Source organism: Ruegeria sp. AD91A, assembly GCF_003443535.1.
Classification (GTDB): Bacteria; Pseudomonadota; Alphaproteobacteria; order Rhodobacterales; family Rhodobacteraceae; genus Ruegeria.
This window is the reverse complement of the sequence record NZ_CP031947.1, coordinates 58,809-78,429: the sequence shown is the minus strand read 5'-3', so window position 1 is coordinate 78,429 and position 19,621 is coordinate 58,809. Positions and strand designations below refer to the sequence as shown.

General features: G+C 56.8%; 16 protein-coding genes. 13 read left to right on the top strand and 3 right to left on the bottom strand.

The window, feature by feature from the left end; genetic code table 11:
* The 12 genes from D1823_RS18845 to D1823_RS18790 all read left to right on the top strand — a co-directional run bounded on the left by D1823_RS18845 (window position 1) and on the right by D1823_RS18790 (window position 11,273).
* Window positions 1-1,155 (top strand): carbohydrate ABC transporter permease, encoded by a 1,155-nt coding sequence (locus D1823_RS18845; protein ID WP_117873052.1) that lies wholly within the window; start codon window positions 1-3, stop codon window positions 1,153-1,155.
* 127 nt (window positions 1,156-1,282) lie between these two features.
* Window positions 1,283-1,813: an ester cyclase gene (locus D1823_RS18840; protein ID WP_117873051.1), complete on the top strand. Its 531-nt coding sequence runs from the start codon at window positions 1,283-1,285 to the stop codon at window positions 1,811-1,813.
* Between the two features lie 11 nt (window positions 1,814-1,824).
* Window positions 1,825-3,156 carry a histidinol dehydrogenase gene (gene hisD / locus D1823_RS18835; protein WP_117873050.1) on the top strand — a complete coding sequence of 444 codons (1,332 nt, stop codon included), beginning with the start codon at window positions 1,825-1,827 and terminating at the stop codon, window positions 3,154-3,156.
* Complete coding sequence (locus D1823_RS18830) at window positions 3,153-4,205, top strand: ester cyclase (RefSeq protein ID WP_117873049.1); 1,053 nt, start codon at window positions 3,153-3,155, stop codon at window positions 4,203-4,205. The genes hisD and D1823_RS18830 overlap by 4 nt, the downstream gene beginning before the upstream one ends.
* The gene (locus tag D1823_RS18825; RefSeq protein ID WP_117873048.1) at window positions 4,205-4,969 is read left to right on the top strand and encodes an SDR family NAD(P)-dependent oxidoreductase; all 765 of its coding nucleotides are present in this window, start codon (window positions 4,205-4,207) and stop codon (window positions 4,967-4,969) included. The genes D1823_RS18830 and D1823_RS18825 overlap by 1 nt, the downstream gene beginning before the upstream one ends.
* Entirely contained in the window at window positions 4,969-6,012 is a 1,044-nt protein-coding gene (locus tag D1823_RS18820; RefSeq protein ID WP_299897748.1) for a LacI family DNA-binding transcriptional regulator, read from the top strand. The genes D1823_RS18825 and D1823_RS18820 overlap by 1 nt, the downstream gene beginning before the upstream one ends.
* Window positions 6,009-6,998, top strand: a complete 990-nt coding sequence (locus tag D1823_RS18815; RefSeq protein WP_117873046.1) for an ester cyclase — start codon at window positions 6,009-6,011, stop codon at window positions 6,996-6,998. The genes D1823_RS18820 and D1823_RS18815 overlap by 4 nt, the downstream gene beginning before the upstream one ends.
* Window positions 6,999-7,189: 191 nt before the next feature.
* Window positions 7,190-8,155: a cupin domain-containing protein gene (locus D1823_RS18810; protein WP_117873045.1), complete on the top strand. Its 966-nt coding sequence runs from the start codon at window positions 7,190-7,192 to the stop codon at window positions 8,153-8,155.
* Entirely contained in the window at window positions 8,152-8,754 is a 603-nt protein-coding gene (locus tag D1823_RS18805; protein ID WP_117873044.1) for a trans-aconitate 2-methyltransferase, read from the top strand. Before D1823_RS18810 ends, D1823_RS18805 begins: the two co-directional genes overlap by 4 nt.
* 10 nt (window positions 8,755-8,764) lie before the next feature.
* Window positions 8,765-9,889: a cobalamin-independent methionine synthase II family protein gene (locus D1823_RS18800; protein WP_117873043.1), complete on the top strand. Its 1,125-nt coding sequence runs from the start codon at window positions 8,765-8,767 to the stop codon at window positions 9,887-9,889.
* Complete coding sequence (locus D1823_RS18795) at window positions 9,886-10,581, top strand: alpha/beta fold hydrolase (protein ID WP_117873042.1); 696 nt, start codon at window positions 9,886-9,888, stop codon at window positions 10,579-10,581. Before D1823_RS18800 ends, D1823_RS18795 begins: the two co-directional genes overlap by 4 nt.
* Window positions 10,578-11,273: an RraA family protein gene (locus D1823_RS18790; protein WP_117873041.1), complete on the top strand. Its 696-nt coding sequence runs from the start codon at window positions 10,578-10,580 to the stop codon at window positions 11,271-11,273. The genes D1823_RS18795 and D1823_RS18790 overlap by 4 nt, the downstream gene beginning before the upstream one ends.
* A gap of 298 nt (window positions 11,274-11,571) precedes the next feature.
* Here D1823_RS18790 and D1823_RS18785 read toward each other — a convergent pair whose 3' ends face one another.
* Window positions 11,572-15,033, bottom strand: a complete 3,462-nt coding sequence (locus tag D1823_RS18785; protein WP_117873040.1) for an indolepyruvate ferredoxin oxidoreductase family protein — start codon at window positions 15,031-15,033, stop codon at window positions 11,572-11,574.
* A 126-nt stretch (window positions 15,034-15,159) separates the two neighbouring features.
* Here D1823_RS18785 and D1823_RS18780 point away from each other — a divergent pair, with 126 nt between their 5' ends.
* Window positions 15,160-15,627, top strand: coding sequence for an Lrp/AsnC family transcriptional regulator (locus D1823_RS18780; protein ID WP_117873039.1), 468 nt, complete (start codon window positions 15,160-15,162; stop codon window positions 15,625-15,627).
* A 644-nt stretch (window positions 15,628-16,271) separates the two neighbouring features.
* On the opposite strand, the gene D1823_RS18775 is transcribed toward D1823_RS18780, so the two are convergent.
* On the bottom strand, window positions 16,272-17,936 hold the full coding sequence (locus D1823_RS18775) for a Na/Pi cotransporter family protein (protein WP_117873038.1): 1,665 nt from the start codon (window positions 17,934-17,936) through the stop codon (window positions 16,272-16,274).
* Between the two features lie 240 nt (window positions 17,937-18,176).
* Window positions 18,177-19,529, bottom strand: coding sequence for an aspartate aminotransferase family protein (locus tag D1823_RS18770; RefSeq protein WP_117873037.1), 1,353 nt, complete (start codon window positions 19,527-19,529; stop codon window positions 18,177-18,179).
* Between the last annotated feature and the right edge of the window lie 92 nt (window positions 19,530-19,621).

Genomic DNA, 19,621 nt, shown 5'->3' with positions numbered 1-19,621 from the left:
ATGTCCTCGCGTGCGCTCCGGCAGCCTTTAAGTCTGCGGCTGACCTCAAACATTTTTCTGGCATTCTGGTGCCTGATCGCAGCCTTCCCGATCTTCTGGATCGTGGTGATGAGCTTCAAGTCACCCGTCGATGCATTCGACAGCAACGCGCTGAACGTGATCTTCGGGCCGGCGACGCTGAGCGTCGGAAAGGGTTTGTCGCTGCTGGATATCATTCTGGGCATCGCGGTTATCTGGGGCACGATCCTCGCGGCAACCAGAACGTTACCTTCAATGGTCAGATCCTACACCAAACCCGGACAGGAATGGTTCGGCTGGCTGATCGGTGTGCTGGCCTTACTGGTGGGTTTCCTGCTGGTGTTCTTCGTCGTCCTGCCTGCAATCCTGAACCAGTTGAACCCGCTGTTTGGCCCTCCGGGACGGGATGTGCTTGGTCTGACGACCGAGCATTACAAAACCGTCTGGATCGACCGGGGCTTTTCAAACAACTTCAAGAACTCGCTGATCGTAACGACGGGCGTGGTGACAGTGTCGCTGACCGTGGGCACATTGGCAGGCTACGGTCTGGCGCGGTCAGGATCAACTTTGGCCTTCTGGATCCTGATCGTTGCACTGGTTTTCCGAGCCCTGCCGCATTCTGTTCTGGTGGCAGGCTATCTGCCGGTGTTCATAAACTCGGCAGAATGGCTGAGCCCGATCTTGGGGGAAAACGCACCAACCTTGTACGGCAAGCCTTTTGCGGTAATCGCTGTTCTGGTTGCGATCAATCAACCCTTCACGATCTGGATGCTACGCTCGTTCTTCCAGAACATCCCGTCCGAATTGGACGAGGCCGCCCGCGTGGATGGATGCAGCCACTTTCAGGCCTTCCGCCGTGTCATCATGCCGGTGATGTGGCCAGGCGTGATCACCACAGGTCTGTTCAGCTTTCTGTTGGCCTATAACGACTTTCTGGTCACCGCGTTGCTGTTGGACGCGCAGAACCAGACCATGGTTCCCGCCATCGTCGGCATGTTCAACCGCGAGACCACGACAACCGACCAAGTGGTTGCCGTGGCCGCCGCCGTGTCGATCACCGCTCCTCTGATCTTCCTTGTCCTGATCTTCCAGCGCCAGATCGTAAGCGGCCTGACAGCCGGGGCAGTCAAAGGCTAATGAGCAACAAGGCCCGACATAATGCCATGTCGCGCCATCCGGCGCTGAACAGGATGCCAAGGGACTTTCTGAGCATTGGGGCCGCACGTCCCAATCCCTTCCCTCGGCAACCTGAAAGGATAGAAAGATGAAAGGTTCCCGTCCCGAACAAGCGGTTCTGACCCGCGACACGGACATGAGCAAAACCGACGACACACGCCGCGTGATCGAAACAATGGTGGATGGTCTGAACGACCACCGTATAGACGATATCGGAGAATTCTTCGCCCAAGGCTTCCGCTGGATGGGCAATCAAGGCTGCGGAACCAAGACCGGCCTGAAAGAGTTTCAGGACAACTGGCAACGCCCGTTCCAAGCGGCGTTTTCGGACAAGACCTGTATAGACGAGGCACGTCTTTACATGGGTGAATGGGCAACCGCGTTTGGCCGCCAGGAAGCCACGCATTCCGGCGAGTTTCTGGGCATCGCCCCCACGGGCAAGCGTGTCGAGATCAGGTACATGGACTTCTGGAAAGTGGTCGACGGCAAGATTGTCGACAACTGGGTGAATGTCGACTTTGCCCACGTTGCGGCTCAGCTGGGCGTGGACCTGTTCAACGGCGAAGGCTGGGAAGCATTTGATCGGGGTGAGAAACGTCCGCCCCGGCCGCAAAACTGAGGATTGGAAAGATGGCAATCGAGTATCTTAAACGCGGCAAGTCCGATGCGGATCGGGCAGAGGATGATGCCAAGACCCGTGCCGTGGTTGAGGCGACACTGAAAGACATCGAAACCCGTGGGGATGCCGCGGTGCGTGAGTTGAGTGAGAAGTTCGACAACTACTCGCCAGCCTCGTTCCGCCTGAGCCAGCAGGAAATTGATGACCTGATCGGGCAATTGTCCGATCGTGAGCTGGCCGATATCAAGTTCGCGCAGGAACAGGTGCGCAACTTTGCGCAGGCTCAGCGGGATTCAATGCTGGACATTGAGGTCGAAACCCTGCCGGGCGTTATCCTTGGCCATAAGAATATCCCTGTGCAATCGGTTGGATGCTACGTTCCTGGCGGCAAGTTTCCGATGGTCGCCTCGGCGCATATGTCGGTAGCGACCGCCTCGGTGGCAGGGGTGCCGCGCATCATCGCATGCACGCCCCCGTTTCAGGGCAAACCCAACCCTGCGGTGATTGCCGCCATGTATCTTGGAGGCGCGCATGAGATCTATGTCATGGGCGGCATTCAGGCGATTGGCGCGATGGCACTGGGTACCGAGACGATCGATCCCGTTCATATGCTGGTTGGTCCCGGCAACGCGTTTGTGGCCGAAGCCAAGCGCCAGCTGTTCGGGCGCGTAGGTATCGATCTGTTCGCAGGTCCTACCGAAACGATGGTCATCGCTGACGAGTCCGCCGCAGATGCGGAACTCTGCGCCACGGATCTGCTTGGTCAGGCCGAACATGGATACAACAGCCCCTGTGTGCTGCTGACCAATTCGCGCAAACTGGCCGAAGACACGATGGCCGAAGTTGACCGCCTGCTGGGTATCCTTCCGACAGCAGACACCGCCAAAGTGTCGTGGGATGAATACGGCGAGGTGATTGTCTGCGATACCTATGACGAGATGTTGCGGGTTGCCGATGATATTGCCTCGGAACATGTGCAGGTGATGACTGACCGCGACGACTGGTTCCTTGAGAACATGACCTGCTATGGGGCGTTGTTCCTTGGGCCGCGCACCAATGTTTCGAACGGGGACAAGGTGATTGGCACCAACCACACGCTGCCTACCAAGAAGGCCGGGCGATACACTGGTGGACTTTGGGTTGGTAAGTACCTGAAGACGCACAGCTATCAAAAGGTTCTGACCGACGAGGCCGCAACGCTGATCGGCGAGTATGGTTCGCGCCTGTGCATGCTCGAAGGGTTCGTTGGTCACGCTGAACAGTGCAACGTTCGTGTGCGCCGATATGGCGGAATCAATGTTCCCTACGGTACGCCGGCCCCTTGCCGGGACGCTGCTGAATGAGTGACAAACATACTCATCACAAGGCCCTGATCGAACCGCTCAGGGCTGCGATGTACGATTTCAATGAGGCGGGTGTACGTCGGGCTTCAGCGGATATCACGTCGCCGGATGCCGTGTTCCGTCTGTGTCATCCCTTTGGGGACAGCATCGGCAGTGATGCTTTCTATGACACTGGGTATAAAGACTTGCTGGCGGCCTGGCCCGATCTTGAGCGTCGGGATTACATCGTCATGGCCGGGCCGGATGCGTTCGGCGCAGATTGGGTCGGATGCGGCGGGTATTACACCGGTGTTTTCATCGGCCCTTGGCTGGATATCCCACCAACGGGTCATCAGGTCACGATGCGGTTTCACGAATTCTACCGCTTCGAAAACGGCAAGATCGTCGAGATGCAGGCGCTGTGGGACATCCCCGAAGTTATGATGCAGGCGAATGCCTGGCCGATGGCGCCAAGTCTGGGCCGCGAATGGCACGTCCCGGGACCTGCCACTCAGGATGGGTTTGTCCCTGGTCCTTATGATGCGGCCAAGGGAAAACAGACCTGCCAGCACATCATCGACATGCTGGAGCATCTCAAGAAACACCCGTCCCAGGGTGGCCCCGAGGTGATGGAGATGGAGCGGTTCTGGCACCCGCGCATGAACTGGTACGGACCTTCGAGCATCGGCACCGGGCGCGGGTATGCAGGGTTCCGCAACTGGCATCAGATTCCGTTTCTGAACGGTATGCCGGATCGCGGGCAGTTTGTGGACGACATCACCTATCACTTCTTCGGTGACGGGGAATATGCGGCCGTGACTGGCTGGCCCAACATGATCCAGACCGTCACAGACGATGGTTGGATGGGCATCGCTCCATCAGGCAAGAAGATCACCATGCGCAGCCTCGACTTCTGGCGTTTGGAAAACGGCAGGATCCGGGAAAACTGGGTGCTGGTTGATTTGCTGGATGCCTACCGGCAGCTTGGCGTTGACGTCTTTGCCCGTCTGCGGGAATTCAACAAGGCTCGAAATATGGGCCGCATTGAAATACCGGATGGAATGAACTGATGACCGAATTGCCACGCACCCCTTCGTTTTCCCTGAACGGCAAATCCGCCCTCGTTACCGGAGCTTCATCTGGCATCGGTCAGGGCTGTGCAGTGGCTTTGGCCGAGGCAGGCGCGCATGTCGTCTGTGCGGCCAGAGGCAAGGACCGGTTGAACGACACTGTCGCTGCCTTGCAGGATCACGGCTGGTCGGCCGAAGCGCTTGTGATGGATCAGGGTGATCTGGGCGCATTGGAACAGCTTTTCGCGTCGCGCTGCTTTGATGTCGTGGTGAATTCGGCCGGGATCGCACGGCACAGCGCGGCCATCGAAACCACGCCCGATGACTTCGATGTTGTCACCAATGTCAATTTGCGTTCGGCCTATTTCCTGTCCGCCTACGCCGCCCACGCTTTGATCAAGGCAGGAAAGCCGGGATCGATCATCCACATCTCCAGCCAAATGGGGCATGTCGGTGGGGTCGACCGGGCACTTTATTGTGCAACCAAGCATGGCCTGGAGGGCATGGTCAAATCCATGGCGATCGAGTGGGGTAAACAGGGCATTCGGATCAACACGGTCTGCCCGACTTTCATCAGAACCCCCCTGACCCAATCCACTTTCGACAATCCTGAACGTGCCGCTTGGATCATGGACAAGATCAAGCTGGACCGGATCGGAGAAGTCGAAGACATCATGGGCGCGGTGCGGTATCTCGCGTCAGACGCCTCTGCTCTGGTCACTGGTACTTCGATGTTGATTGACGGGGGTTGGACAGCAGATTGATGGCTAGGAAGGTCACATCTCTTCAGGTTGCGCAGTTGGCTGGTGTCAGCCAGTCCGCCGTCAGCCGCGTTTTCACGCCTGGCGCCTCTGTCAGCAAAAAAACCGAGGAGAAAGTGCGCAAAGCCGCCGCTGAACTGGGCTATCGCCCAAACGTTCTGGCCCGCGCCATGGTATCCGGGAAAAGTCGCATCATCGGATTGGTGGTCGCCTATCTGGACAACTACTTCTACCCAGAAGCGCTTGAGAAACTGTCAAATGCATTGCAGGAACAGGGCTATCACGTTCTGATCTTCATGGCCTCCAGAACCGCTGGAAACATAGACGACGTGATGGAGGAAATTCTCGATTATCAAGTCGATGGCGTCATTCTGGCCTCGGTTGCGATGTCGTCGGATATTGCAACGCGGTGTCAGCAGGCGGGTGTGCCGGTGGTGTTGTTCAACCGCAGTCAGGATATCGACGGGATCACCTCGGTTACATCGGACAACTACGCTGGCGGTCGTAAGGTGGCCGAGTTCTTTATCGCCGCTGGTCACAGACGCATCGCCTATATTGCCGGGTGGCAGGGCGCTTCAACACAGCGAGATCGCGAGGCCGGCTTCCGGGCCGCGCTCAGCGATGCGGGCCAAGAACTGTACGCTCACGACATCGGTGAGTTTCACACTGAGAACGCACGCCTCGCGGCCCGCCGTATGTTTGATGTCGAACCGCTGAAACGGCCTGATGCCGTGTTTGTTGCCAATGATCACATGGCGCTTGCGGTCATGGACGTCATTCGGTTTGAGTTAGGAATGCGTGTGCCCGAAGACGTGTCTGTCGTTGGTTACGATGACGTCCCTCAGGCCGGATGGCTTGCCTACAATCTTACGACCATTCGTCAGCGGGCCAATTTGATGGTTTCCGAGACCGTGGATGCTCTGCTGGACCATATTGAAAAACCGACAGCTGCTGCGGCGCGTAAAGTCGCCATTGATGGGCCGCTGATCGTGCGGACTTCGGCCCGATTGCCCAAGGGATGGGCCCCACAAAGGACAGAGACATGAAAGGCTTCGATCCAAAATTCCGGGATTTTCCGGATTACATCATCGGCATCACCAAAGAGATATGGGAAGACCGGGGGATCGCCACGCTGCATGAATATTACAGCGATGACATCGTCGTCCGTTCGCCCGGTTCGGTCGTTTTGGGCAATCAGAATGTCATTGGGGCCACAATGGCAACGCTGGCCGAGTTTCCGGATCGGCAGCTGCTGGGCGAAGACGTGATCTGGTCCGGCACACCGGAAGAGGGCATGCTGAGCTCTCATCGCATCATTTCAACGGCCACGCATTTGGCCGAGGGCGTCTATGGCAAGCCAACCGGCACCAAGCTGCGTTACCGGATTCTTGCGGATTGCCACGCCATCGACAATCAGATCAACGATGAATGGCTGATCCGTGATCAAGGCGCGATTGTACGCCAGATGGGCTGGGATCCCAAGGAATACGCCGCGAATCTGATTGCCCGCGAAGGAGGCAAGGAGAACTGCGTCAAGCCTCTGACCCCCGAAATCGATCAGCCTGGACCATACAAAGGCCATGGGAATGACAACGAATGGGGGCAGCGCTACGCCGACATTCTGACGCGGATAATGAATGCAGATATGGGCGTGATCGGTTCAGAATATGACCGAGCTGTTCAATCAGAATATGTGGGTGGCGTAACAGGGCATGGCTGGCAGGCCGTCGACCGTTTCTGGATGGGTCTGCGGGCGAGTTTTCCGAACGCAGAATTCAAGATTGAGCATCAGATCGGGCGAGACGACCCTGATATGCCTCCGCGTGCGGCAATTCGCTGGAGCCTATGGGGCAAACATGATGGCTGGGGCGTGTTTGGGGCGCCGACTGGTGCACAGGTTTATGTCCTCGGTATCAGCCACGCTGAGTTCGGCGCACTGATTGCGGGGCAGCCGCAGTTGCGTCGTGAATACACTATTTTCGATGAAACCTCGGTCTGGAAGCAGATCCTGTTGCAGAGCGGAGAAGTCTGAGTGGGCCGTCCGGTCTCATATCGCATCCTTTCAGGCGGTCTGTCCGAGCCCCGGACCATTCGACGTTTCCATATGTACCGTCAAAGCCTTAGGGCGCGGAGACTGAACCTGCGCCCGCCCGGAGAGTAAGGGCGTGTCCTGCTCGGGCACACGAGCTTTCTTTCCAAAAACGTTAAATCGGATCGTACGTCATGACAAAATCATCCATCCCTTCCCGCATAGTCCGCTATGGCGAGCTTCAACCCTGTAAAACCGCTTTTATCGATGCCCATACTCCCGGCAGCGATCAGAAAGAGAATTTTACGATAATCGGCGGCGGCGTCTCGGAATCTCCGGACCAGCATGTCCACATCACCGACAAGATCGGCTTCAACATCGGAGCCGCGGGGCAGCCGCCGAAGTGCCGAAACTCACTGCACAGCCACACCACGGCCGAGGTCTTTTTTGTTGCCAAGGGTCGTTGGCGGTTTTTTTGGGGCCGCTATGGCACGGCCGGGGAATTCATCGCCGAGGAAGGGGACATCTTCAACATTCCAACGGGGATTTTCAGGGGCTTTGAGAATGTCGGCCAGGATTACGGAATGATCATGTCAATCCTGGGCGGAGACGATGCGGGCGGCGGCGTCACATGGGCGCCTCAGGTAATCGAAGATGCGCAGGCACATGGTCTGATGCTGGGCGACAATGGCGTTCTGTACGATTCCAAACAGGGCCAGGACTTGCCCCATAATGTCCGCCCGATGCCTTTGCTGACCGAAGAACAACTGAAAAGCTATCCTGAGGTTCCCGTCGAGGATGTGGTCAACAAATACGTCGCGCGGTATTGGGATCTGATGGCGTTGTCGGCCAAAAAGCCCGCAAAGGTGATTGGCGAAAACGCAATGATCAAGGACAAACCCGGATTTGCGGTCGACTTCCTGGGACGAGGATCCTCGGTGACCCAACCGATTGCCGCAGAGAAACCGGTGGTTCTGATGCCGGCCAGCGGTCACTGGCGTGTTGCGATTGACGGGTACGAAACCACGATCTCGGTGGGCGACACGGCCTTGGTTCTTCCCGGCGAAACCTATGGCGTTCGACCATCGATGACCGGACAGGCGGGCCTGTACCGCATCACCGCAACCGATGACCCGGCAGGAGCGACCTGGACAGAATGAACGCGGACCCGAATGACACCCACGCCGTTTATGAGCGACAGGCAACAGAGTATGACAGGCGCCGTTCAAAGGCCCTGTTCGAAGCGCGCTGGTTGGCGCGCTTCACTGCCAGCCTGAAGCCGGGTGACCGCGTATTGGATCTGGGCTGTGGCTCGGGCGACCCTATTGCACGGTGGTTCATGGCAGAAGGATTTGATGTCACAGGCATCGATTTTTCCGACGCCATGCTTGCCATTGCGCGGGGCCGTTGGCCCGCTGGGGACTGGCGCAACGCGGATATGCGGAGCTTTGAATTGGATCAACAGTTCGAAGGTATCATCGCCTGGAACAGCTTCTTTCACCTTACGGCGGATGAGCAAAAAGACTGTATCGCCCGGATGGCGCGCCATTTGCGGCCCAAAGGAATGCTCATGCTGACTGTCGGACCTCGTGCCGGAGAGGTCAGCGGCACGGTGGGATCAGAACTAGTGTACCACGCCTCGCTGTCCCCGGCGGGTTACGCCGAGTGTCTCGAGAAAAACGGGCTGCAAATGACCGGATACCTGGCCGAAGACCCTGAAGCCCAAAGCCACACGATCCTGATGGCACGAAAGATCTAAGGAGGTCCCAATGACCGTAAAAACCACACATGTTGGCTCTCTGCCCCGAACGCAGGACGTCGTGGATTTTATTTTTGCCCGCGAAAACGATGAACCCTATGACACAGGCGCCTTTGATACCTGCATGGCCAACGCCGTGGCCGAAACGGTGCGCAAACAGGTCGAAGCCGGTGTTGATATTGTCAGCGACGGCGAAACTTCGAAAATCTCCTATGCGACCTATGTCAAGGATCGTTATACCGGGTTTTCGGGCGACAGCCCTCGTAACGCGCCGGCAGACTTGAAAATGTTCCCCGGCTTTCTGCAAAGACTGGCCGATGACGGCGGTACGCCACAATACACAAGGCCGATGTGCACGGGTGAGGTGCGATCAAAGGGGCAAGGCGAGTTACAAAAAGACATCGCCAACCTCAAGGCGGCCATGGCTCGGCACGGGGCCGAGCGTGGTTTCATGAATGCCGCGTCTCCCGGAGTGATCTCGCTGTTTTTGCAGAATGATTTCTACCCGACGCGCGAGGCCTACCTGGCTGCGTTGGCCGACGCAATGAAGGAAGAATATGAAACCATCGTTACCGCCGGTTTGGACCTGCAACTGGATTGCCCCGACCTCGCCTTGTCGCGCCACATGCTGTTCACCGACCTGTCGGACGATGAGTTCATCAAGATAGCCAACATGCATGTCGAGGCCCTGAACCACGCGCTTCAGAACGTCCCGCAGGATCGCGTACGGGTACATATATGCTGGGGCAACTACGAAGGCCCGCATTGCTGTGACATCGCCATGGACAAGGTTTTCAACACCCTGATGGCGACCAAGTCGCGCTATGTCCTGTTCGAAACGTCGAATCCGCGGCATGCCCATGAATGGACTGTCTTCCGGGACCGCAAGGCCGAGATTCCCGATGACAAGGTGCTGGTGCCCGGCGTGGTCGACACCACAACCAATTTCGTCGAACATCCCGAACTTGTGGCCCAACGGATCGACCGGTTCACAGAAATCGTGGGGGCGGACCGGGTGATCGCGGGCAGCGATTGCGGCTTTGGCACTTTTGCGGGATTCGGCGCCGTTGATCCCCAGATCGCCTATGCCAAGCTGGCGGCGTTGTCCGAAGGGGCAAAGCTGGCCTCAGCATGAAACCTCTGATCTTCTTGCCGGGCATGATGTGTGATGCCCGGCTTTTTGGCCCCCAGATCAATGCTCTGTCGGGCAGAATGCCCGTGATGACCTTTCCGTTGTCTCACCACGACAGCGTTGAGGCCATGGCGCACGATATCCTCAGAAATGCGCCACCGGTTTTCACGCTGGCCGGGTTGTCCATGGGGGGTATCGTGGCGATGGAAATAGCGCGCCAAGCCCCTGAACGTGTTTCGCATCTGGCTTTGCTTGACACCAATCCACTGGCGGAAAAGCCAGAGGTAAAAGCGCGTCGCTCGCCCCAGATGTCCGCCGTTCGCAACGGTCAGCTGAGGACCGTGATGCGTGACGAGATGAAGCCCGGTTACCTGGCTGATGGACCGAACCGAGAGGCGATCCTGGATCTGTGCATGGCAATGGCCGCCGACTTGGGCCCTGACGTTTTCATAAGTCAGTCCAAGGCACTTATGAACCGCCCTGACCAAAGCAAGACACTGACGGCTTATACCGGAAGGGCTATGGTTTTGTGCGGGCGTGAAGACCGGCTTTGCAATGTTGAACGCCACCGACTTTTGCATGACCTGCTGCCACAAAGCTCGCTCGAGATCATCGACGACGCGGGTCACCTCCCGACTTTGGAACAACCTGAAAAAACAACAGCGGCGCTGTCCCGCTGGCTGGAGGACACATGACCCCGACCCTTTTGTCTTTGCTCCGCAAAGTCGACACACCAACTGTCTGCAATGCCATCGAGGTGGCGCAGGGCAAGCGCGGGTTCGACAGGTTCACGCGTGGCACCATGCTAAGCTCTGCCCCCGAAGGGCCTGCCATCGTCGGCTATGCCCGCACTGCCAAGATCGCTGCGGTCAATCCCCCGACCGAGCCGCCCGAAGTCATCAAAGCCCGACGTATGGCTTATTACAAGTACATGGCCGAGGCACCCGGCCCTTCAATCGCCGTGGTCGAGGATCTGGATTATCCTGATTGTATCGGCGCTTACTGGGGTGAGATCAATACGACAGTTCACAAGGGATTCGGCATGTCGGGGGCTCTGACCAATGGTGTCATGCGGGATCTCGGGGATTTGCCCCAAGGGTTCCCGGTTGTCGCTGGTTCCATCGGACCGAGCCATGGTTTCGTCCACGTCCGCGAGGTTGACACTCAAGTTTCGATTTTTGGTCTGACAGTTGAGTCCGGTGATCTGGTTCACGCCGATCGTCATGGCGCTTTGGTCATACCGAATGATGTCGTCGATCAATTGGAAGGTGCTATCCAAAAGCTTTTGGCGACAGAACGTATTGTTTTGGACGCAGCCCGCGAGCCCGCGTTTGATTTCGAAGCATTCGAAACCGCCTGGGCCGCCTTTGAAAAAGCAAGGGTCTGATCTCAGGGGCCAGAGACAATGAAAGCCGATTGGGTGAAAAACACTTACAGGTCCCTTACTCGTCAACCCAGAGCCGGAGCAAGACGGCCTCCGCCAACGCAATGCCCGTGACGAAGGTTTAGCCACATCTGCCTATCCGGTGGCGGCGTCGCGCCGCTGCCGGTGGCGTCCGAACGTGATCCGGATTATGTCGCACCATTGCACAGACAGCAGCCCATTTCATCGCGATGTGCGGGGGTTCAGATCCGTTCAGCCCCGCCTGAAATCCGCGTTTCCGGACAGATTTCGGAAAGAACGTTCAAGCCTTATGAGAAGCAAAGCCCTGCGCATCACTTCGCTGTTCTCCGATCACGTTCAGCATGGCATCTACATCAGCACGTACGGTTCGTGTTGCCGCTTCGCGCACCGGACCAAAGCCGCGGATATCCAGCGGGGCTGACAGGATTTTCAGGCAGGTTTCCGCCTCCAGTTCGGGGTTGGCCTCTTCGATGCGGTCCAACACACTCAGAAACCAGGCCTGGGTTTCGTTTTCAAGCTTGCGGTCCCTTGAAAACCGGAACGGATCAAGCCATCCTCCGCGAATCCTGCGTACACGGGAAAGGAGCCTCAGGACGGGGGTCATCCAACCACCGTAGCTTCGCTTTCGCGGCCGTCCGCGTGCATCCTTCTGACCACCTAAAACCGGAGGGGCGAGGTGGTATTTGATCCGAAAATCCCCCTCGAACTCGGACTGTAGTTGTTTCTCGAATTGTCGCGATGTCAGCAACCGGGCGACCTCGTATTCGTCCTTGATTGCCATGAGACGGAACAAGGATTTTGCCGCAAGCGAAAGCGCTTTCTCCCGTATCTGATCAGGCAGTGCTGCGGACAGCCGGGCCAAGCGATCCCGGTACTGTTGCGCGTAAGCGTCATCGTGGTAGGTCGCCAATTCGTCGGACCGGTAATCGATTATCTGCTGCGCGGATTCTTGCGAAGACCTCTTCTCCTTTGCATTCAGCACCTGTGGGTTTGCTGCGATCACCCGCCCGAGATCAAAGGCCATCGCGTTGGCCTCGATCGCGGTTCCATTGAGCTTGATCGCCTGTTTGATCGCAACCTCACTGATCGGAATGTTCCCCAGCTGCCACGCGACACCAAACAGCAAGGTATTGGCGAAAACCGAGTCCCCCAGCAAATCCACCGCCAATTGGTTTGCATCCAAACCGAAGACATTTTCTTCGCCGACGGTCCGGCGTATCAACGCTTCTCGTTCATCGACCTTGAGCTGGGCATCGCGCTGCAAAACAAGGTCACCTGTTGGCATTTCCGCACGGTTCAGTACGACTTTTGTGCCTTTGCGATAGTGAACCGAGGCTTTGGGCGCCGAAGACACGACCACATCACACCCAATGACGGCGTCGGCGCTTTTGGCCTCAATTCGGACCTGATTGATTTCGTCGGGCGTGCGGGCAATGCGAACATAGCCGACAACCGTACCGAATTTCTGGGCGAACCCGGTGAAATCCAGCACGCTGGCGCCTTTGCCTTCCAAATGCGCCGCCATCGTCAGAACGGCGCCCACTGTTACGACACCGGTACCACCGACCCCACCGACCAGAAGGTCGTGCGGCGCGTCCAGGTCAGGAAGCTGCGGGTCGGGAACCTTGGCAAGAAGTGACGGGATATCCAGTTTTTGCTTGGGTTCTTTTCGCCGTATCGCCCCTTCCACGGAAATGAAACTGGGGCAAAACCCGTTCAGGCAGGAAAAGTCCTTGTTGCAGGAGTTCAGGTTGACCATTCGCTTGCGGCCCAATGGGGTTTCCAATGGTTCAATACTCAGGCAGTTGCTTTCGACAGAGCAATCGCCGCAGCCTTCGCACACCGCGGGGTTGATGAAAGCAAATCGTTTGGGGTCTTCTGTTTTTCCACGCTTGCGGCGACGACGCTTCTCGGTGGCGCAGGTCTGCTCGTAAATCAAAACCGTTACACCTTCGATGTCACGCAACTCACGCTGCACGGCATCCATCTCTTCCCGGGGGTGAAAGCTCGTTCGTGCCGGAAAATCTCTGGAATCGAATTTTGTAATATCGTCTGAAATTAACGCGATCCGGTCCACGCCTTCTGCGCGACAGGTCTGGGCGATCCCGGAAACGCTGATAGGGCCATCAACAGGCTGCCCCCCCGTCATTGCCACTGCATCATTGTAAAGGATCTTGTAAGTGATGTTTGTACCTGCCGCAACGGCCTGGCGAATGGCAAGCGACCCGGAATGATACCAAGTTCCCTCGCCAAGGTTTTGAAAGATATGTTTGTTGCCATTGAATTTCGAGGCAACAACATGCGGCACACCTTCGCCACCCATCTGCGCATAACCGACCGTGTTGCGGTTCATCCAACTTGCCATCACGTGACAGCCGATGCCTGACGCAGCCGTGCTTCCATCCGGGACTTTGGTGGACGTGTTGTGGGGGCAACCCGAGCAAAAATATGGTGACCTGACCGCACCCGGAACATTCAGAACAGATGGCGGTTCGTCCGTCAGCGCCTTCGCCTTTTCCAAGAATCCTTCTTCCGGAAAAAAACGGTCGAGTCGCTCTGCAACGACCGGAATCAGGTTCAACGGGCTCAACTCTCCGGTCCAGGGAATCAATGGATCGCCTGCCGCGCGGTGTTTTCCAACCATCTTTTCGGGTTTGTCCCCCGGCCAGTCATAGAAGTATTCCTTGAACTGGCTTTCGATGATCCCGCGTTTTTCCTCGACGACCAGCACCTCTTTTTTGCCACGGACAAAAGACAGCGCATCGCGCCGTGCCAAAGGCCAAACCATCCCGACCTTGTAAATGTCGATGCCCAAACGGCGGCATCCGCTTTCGCCGAGACCCAGAAGGCGCAGCACTTCCATCAAGTCCAGATGGCTCTTGCCCGTTGTGACAATCCCGAATGGAGCATCCTTGATATCATAGATTCGCCGGTCGATCGGGTTGGCTTCGACAAAAGCCTCGACCGCCCGCAACTTGTGTTCGATCCGCGTCTCGATGGCCGGGCTTGGCAAATCGGCGCTGCGGACGTGCAGACCGCCTGGCGGCAGATCTATTTCCGGCAAGGTAAATGCACGGTCCGGTTTCAACTCCACGGATTGCCCGCTTTCCACGGTTTCCGAAATCGCCTTGAACCCGACCCAGGTGCCTGAATATCTGCTCAGCGCGATCCCGTATTCACCGAACTCCAGATATTCAGCCGCGTTGGCCGGGTTCAGCGTTGGCATGAACCAGGTCATGAAGGCGACGTCAGACTGATGCGGCATTGAAGAAGACACGCAGCCATGATCGTCACCCGCGACAACCAGAACACCGCCCTTCGGCGACGAACCATAGGCATTGCCATGGCGCAGCGCGTCTCCTGAACGATCGACTCCGGGGCCCTTCCCATACCACATCGAAAACACGCCCTCGACCTCACAATCGGGATCAAGCGAAGCCTGCTGGGCACCAAGAACCGCTGTGGCACCGAGATCTTCGTTTACGGCCGGCATGAATGTGATCCTGGCTGCCTCGGTTTCCTCTTTCGCTCGCCACAGCTCCAGATCCAGCCCACCGAGGGGGGACCCCCGATATCCGGAAATGAACCCAGCCGTATTGTTTCCTGCGGCTGCGTCCCTGCGGGCCTGGTCTAACATGATGCGCACCAGAGCTTGCGTTCCTGTCAGGAATACACGGCCCTCTGAGGCTTTGTATCGGTCCGACAGGGCGTAAGTTTCGAATTTCAGGGACTGGTCAGTCATGGATACCTCACGTTACTGGGTATTTTACCGATATTTTTTGAGGAATCTGTTCTGCTTTCCCGAAAATACCGTGTATTGTTGAAAAATTCTCTCTTCTTTTGTCGAAATTTAGGGTATTTTTCCCGGATGCTTTTCGACTCACGTGACTGCCAACTTCTCGCGATCCTTCAGAATGATTGCCGCATCTCAAACGCTGACCTTGCTGAACGGGTGGGCATGTCATCTTCTGCCTGCTGGCGTCGAGTCCGCGTGTTTGAAGAGGCCGGCCTGATTTCGCAGTACCGTGCCGAATTGTCGCCTGAATACGCCGGGCTTTCATTTCAGGCCCTGGTGCATGTACATCTGACCCGGCACAATCCAGAACATCTAGAGCAGTTCATTGCAGCGATCGAGACGCGCCCGGAAGTAATGGAATGCTACGCAACGACCGGGCAGGCAGACTACCACATGCGGGTGATCTGCAAGGATATCGGGGCGTATAACGTTTTTCTCGAAGAATTCCTGTTTCGCCTGCCGGCAGTGGAAAGCGCGCAAACGAATGTCGTTCTCCGCGAAATCAAACGCAGCAATGCCCTGCCCATTCCTTCTTGTTGATATCGATTGTCGAGGGACTTATTTGCCTTCTGTTTTTGGTTTAGTTGCACAGCTTTGAACACACCAGCGGAAGGCTCATTCCTTTCGCTTTAGAAACAATGCCGTGCTAGCAGGCAGCCGCAAACAGATTGGCCGTTTTTGAGTGCTCCAAACGGCAGGTTCACGCGAACACGTTACCAAGCGACGGTCACACCCTCCATACCCCGCGGCGTTGCTGAAAACTGAGATTTTCACAGGTCAGGATTCCGCAAGCCCCCAAAAAAACCGACGCGCGATCAGGCATCAAGGCAGGTAAAACGTGGTCGCCTTTTGGACTGCGACATTTTGAATTCTGCCATCTATTCCGTGCATCAAACGGTACGATCGTGCATCTGAAGACCTGCCCTCAACTGTAGGAGAAGCTGGTTCACTTGAATTGATGTGATCTCTTGTGCGGCGCTCCGGGCGGAAGGTGCCAGAGACGCCGAACAATCTCAAAATCAAATTTCGAGCCTGAAGCCACTTTGATGCTTCGATTTTCGTTTTTTTTCTTTTCTTTTCCCTTGCTTGCATTGAGTCCGGCTCCTGTTCCCTGCCGTCATCAAGAGTGTAGCACCGTTTCTTTGCTTTTGCAGATTTGAGAGCGAACTCTCCTTGGCTTTCGGCTACTCCGCAATTTCGTCGATCAACCGCGTCTCCAGAAGCTGGCCATTCTGGTACAGAACCGGGTACGCAATAGATGCAATGTGGCTGTTGAACTCTCGGAACGCACGTAACGTCTCAAGATGAATATCACTGGTTTCGAAGCTTTCCCGTGACCCGTGCTGCAATCGGCGCAGGTGTCGTTTTCGGCTTTCACGTTCCACCCGTTTGATTTCGGTCTTCTCGAGGCTGAGCAGGCGCGCGCTTTCCAGATCGTCTGAAATGAGTACGTTTGAAGCCAGCTTCACATTAGCCAGAATGCCCTCGTGCATCTGAACAAGTTCCGACCAGCCTTCCTGCGAGAAACTCGAGCCCTTGGCCCGCATTTCACCCGCCAACACTGTCAAGCGCTTGGCAACGACGTCCCCGGCCGTCTCAAGCCGGATAGCGAACTCCATAAGGTCGCGTGCAGTTTTTGCGTCCCTTTTTTCGTAAACATCCGGCGGAATCGCCGAAACGAATGCCCTGATCCCGGACAGGCAATTGTTCACGTCTTCGTCGATGGCTTGCACCGCTCGAATCTGTTGTTTGTCGCCGCTGCGATACAATTCCAGGCAAGGCCGGAACATGGTTTCGACAAGGTCGCTCATCCGCAACAACTCACGCTTGAGGCTCGGCAGGGCCTGGCTGGGATTTGCCACGTTGCCTATGTCCAATGCGCTGGCCGGTCGTGCCGGTTGCGGTACATTTGCCTTTTTCTGATCAGGCAAGAACCTTTCGAACGGGCCTTTCAATTTGCCACAAAACGGTAAGGCGAGGACCAGCAGCGACAAATTGAACACAACGTGCACATTGACCAGCATCTGCCCGCCTTGCGGATCGCCCAATACCCCGGTCCGCAGAGCCATGTTGGCCGCAAACAAACTCATCAAAGCCCAACTGCCACGCAATGCCAGGTTGGCGTAGGGAATGCGCCGGGCCGGGGCTGGCATGGCGCGGGTGAGCCAAATCGGAATGAAGGCAGAGCCGAAGTTTGCGCCAAATACCAAGGACATTCCGGCTGCAAACGGGATCGCTCCGATCTGTACAAGGGTCACACACATGAGGATGGCCGCCACCGAGGAATGCATGATGAAAGCCAAAGCACCCCCTACAAGGAACGCGGTGATGTAATCGCGCGCCAAATAATCGGCCACCGCAGGCAGAAACGCACTATCCCGAATGGGATCCATCGCCTCGCGAAGGAACCGAAGCGAGATCAGGATAAATGCCACACCCATCAGGATGCGCCCCAGCTGTCGCGTTTTTTTGGCTTCGGTCTTTACGAACAGATACCCCCCAACCGCCAACAGCATTGGAACAAGCCAGTCCAGCCGGAACGAAAGTATCTGGATGATCAGCGCCGAACCCAGATCGCCGCCAAGTACAATCGCAAGGCCGGCAGGAAAACTGAGCATTCCACTGGCCGCAAATCCCGAGGTCAACAGAGCAACAGCCGCCGAGCTTTGCAGCACAACCGCCATCGTCAAGCCAACCACCGAGGCCTGCAGGTAACTGCGCTGTTGGGTCATTACACGCTGGAACGACGCGCCATAGCTGCGCTCGATCCCGGTTCGCACCATGCGAACCGCGTAAAGAAGCAGCATCGTCGCCCCGGCAAGGCTGATAAGGAAGCTGACAATTGCCATACTCTACCCCGTTATTATTGTTGGCTCAGTGTATCGCAGCGCATGGTATTTTTCATGTGTCTGACCGCGATTGGGAAGTGTTACATCCCATTGTGGCCCACAAGGCGTAAACTCCTGTGTGTTTCACTGCAACCATTTCAAAGCGTTTTGACGGAATACCCGTCGCTTATGAGGTTGGCCAAGAGGTCCCGGAAGGGCGCGATCACTGATCCTATTGTGACACGAGGTTGGTCGCGGACGTCAACTCTCGGCCTTGATTGCGGCAATTACAATGTCGATTGCGCGGTCCAGGTCCAAACGCGAGATGGTCAGCGGCGGTGACAATGTCAGAACGCACCCCTGGCTGATCTTATAGCTTAGACCGGCCTCGAGGCAGGCATAGTAAATCCGTTCGGCGCACGCGTTCCCCGGCGTTTTGTCGGCGCGATCATCGACGATTTCAATCCCGAACATCAGGCCCCTTCCCCGGATGTCTCCGACAATCGGAACGTTCTGAAGTTCATCCATCAAGCGACCAATGGCATGTTCACCCAGTTCCGCTGAACGGTGAACCAAGCCTTCGTCTTCGATGATCTGGATCGTCGTCAAAGCGGCCCGGGCAGTGACCGGGTTCTTTTCGTGCGTGTAATGTCCGATGGCAAAATCTCCGCAAACATCCAGCTGCTTACGGGCAACGCAGGCCGCGACGGGCAGGATGCCGCCGCCAAGCGCTTTCCCAAGTGTCACGATATCCGGGATGATCTCGTCATGCTCAAAGGCGAACATCTTGCCAGTCTTGCCAAGACCCGTTGGGATTTCATCCATGATCAAAAGCGCCCCGTGACGGTTGCACGCCTCGCGAACCGTCTTCCAGAACCCCGGCGGAGGGACATAGGGCACAGCGCGCATCGGTTCCGCTATGACAGCCGCCACATCTCCTTCACGCTCGAGGACATATTCGACCATTTTCGCGCAGGCCAGTCCGCAGGTTTCGGGGCCCGTGTGATTGTACGGGCATCGATAGCAGGCAAAGGGGGCGACATGTTCGGTACCGGACAGGAGGGGGCCTGCGATATGACTGCGAAACGTCGCCTCTCCGCCCACACTTGCGGCGCCGAAACCAGCGCCATGGAAGGCATCCCAGAAGCTGATCGTTTTGAACCGACCCGTAGCGGCGCGTGCAATCTTGAGGGCGACCTCGTTGGCGTCAGAGCCGCCGGTGGTAAAGAGCATTTTCCCCAGATCGCCAGGCACGATCTCTGCCAGTTTCTCGGCCAACTCTACGGCCGGATCATTGGTGAAGCGGCGTGGCGCAAAAGGAAGATCGTCAAGCTGTGCCTTAATGGCGGCAACCAAACGGGAATGGCCATAACCGATGTGGTGCACCGAGTTGCCATGGAAATCCATGTACCGGCGGCCCTCCATATCCTCGATCCAGATCCCCTCGGCCTTTGCAATGGTGCTGACGCAAGGTGAGGATAGAGATTGATGCAGGAACACGTTCGCATCGCGTTTGAGCAATGGCGTTGACTTCGGCCCCATGGACTTTTGCAACCACACCTTGCGCGCCTCAGACGTGTTTGATTCCCCTTCAGTATGGACAATTTGTGGCATGTCCGCTCCTCTTTGCCGTCATCAAATGATGCGGACCCCGCAAGGCCCGCCAGTACCAGGGAGGAACTGTGTTACCCTTTCCACAGATGGGG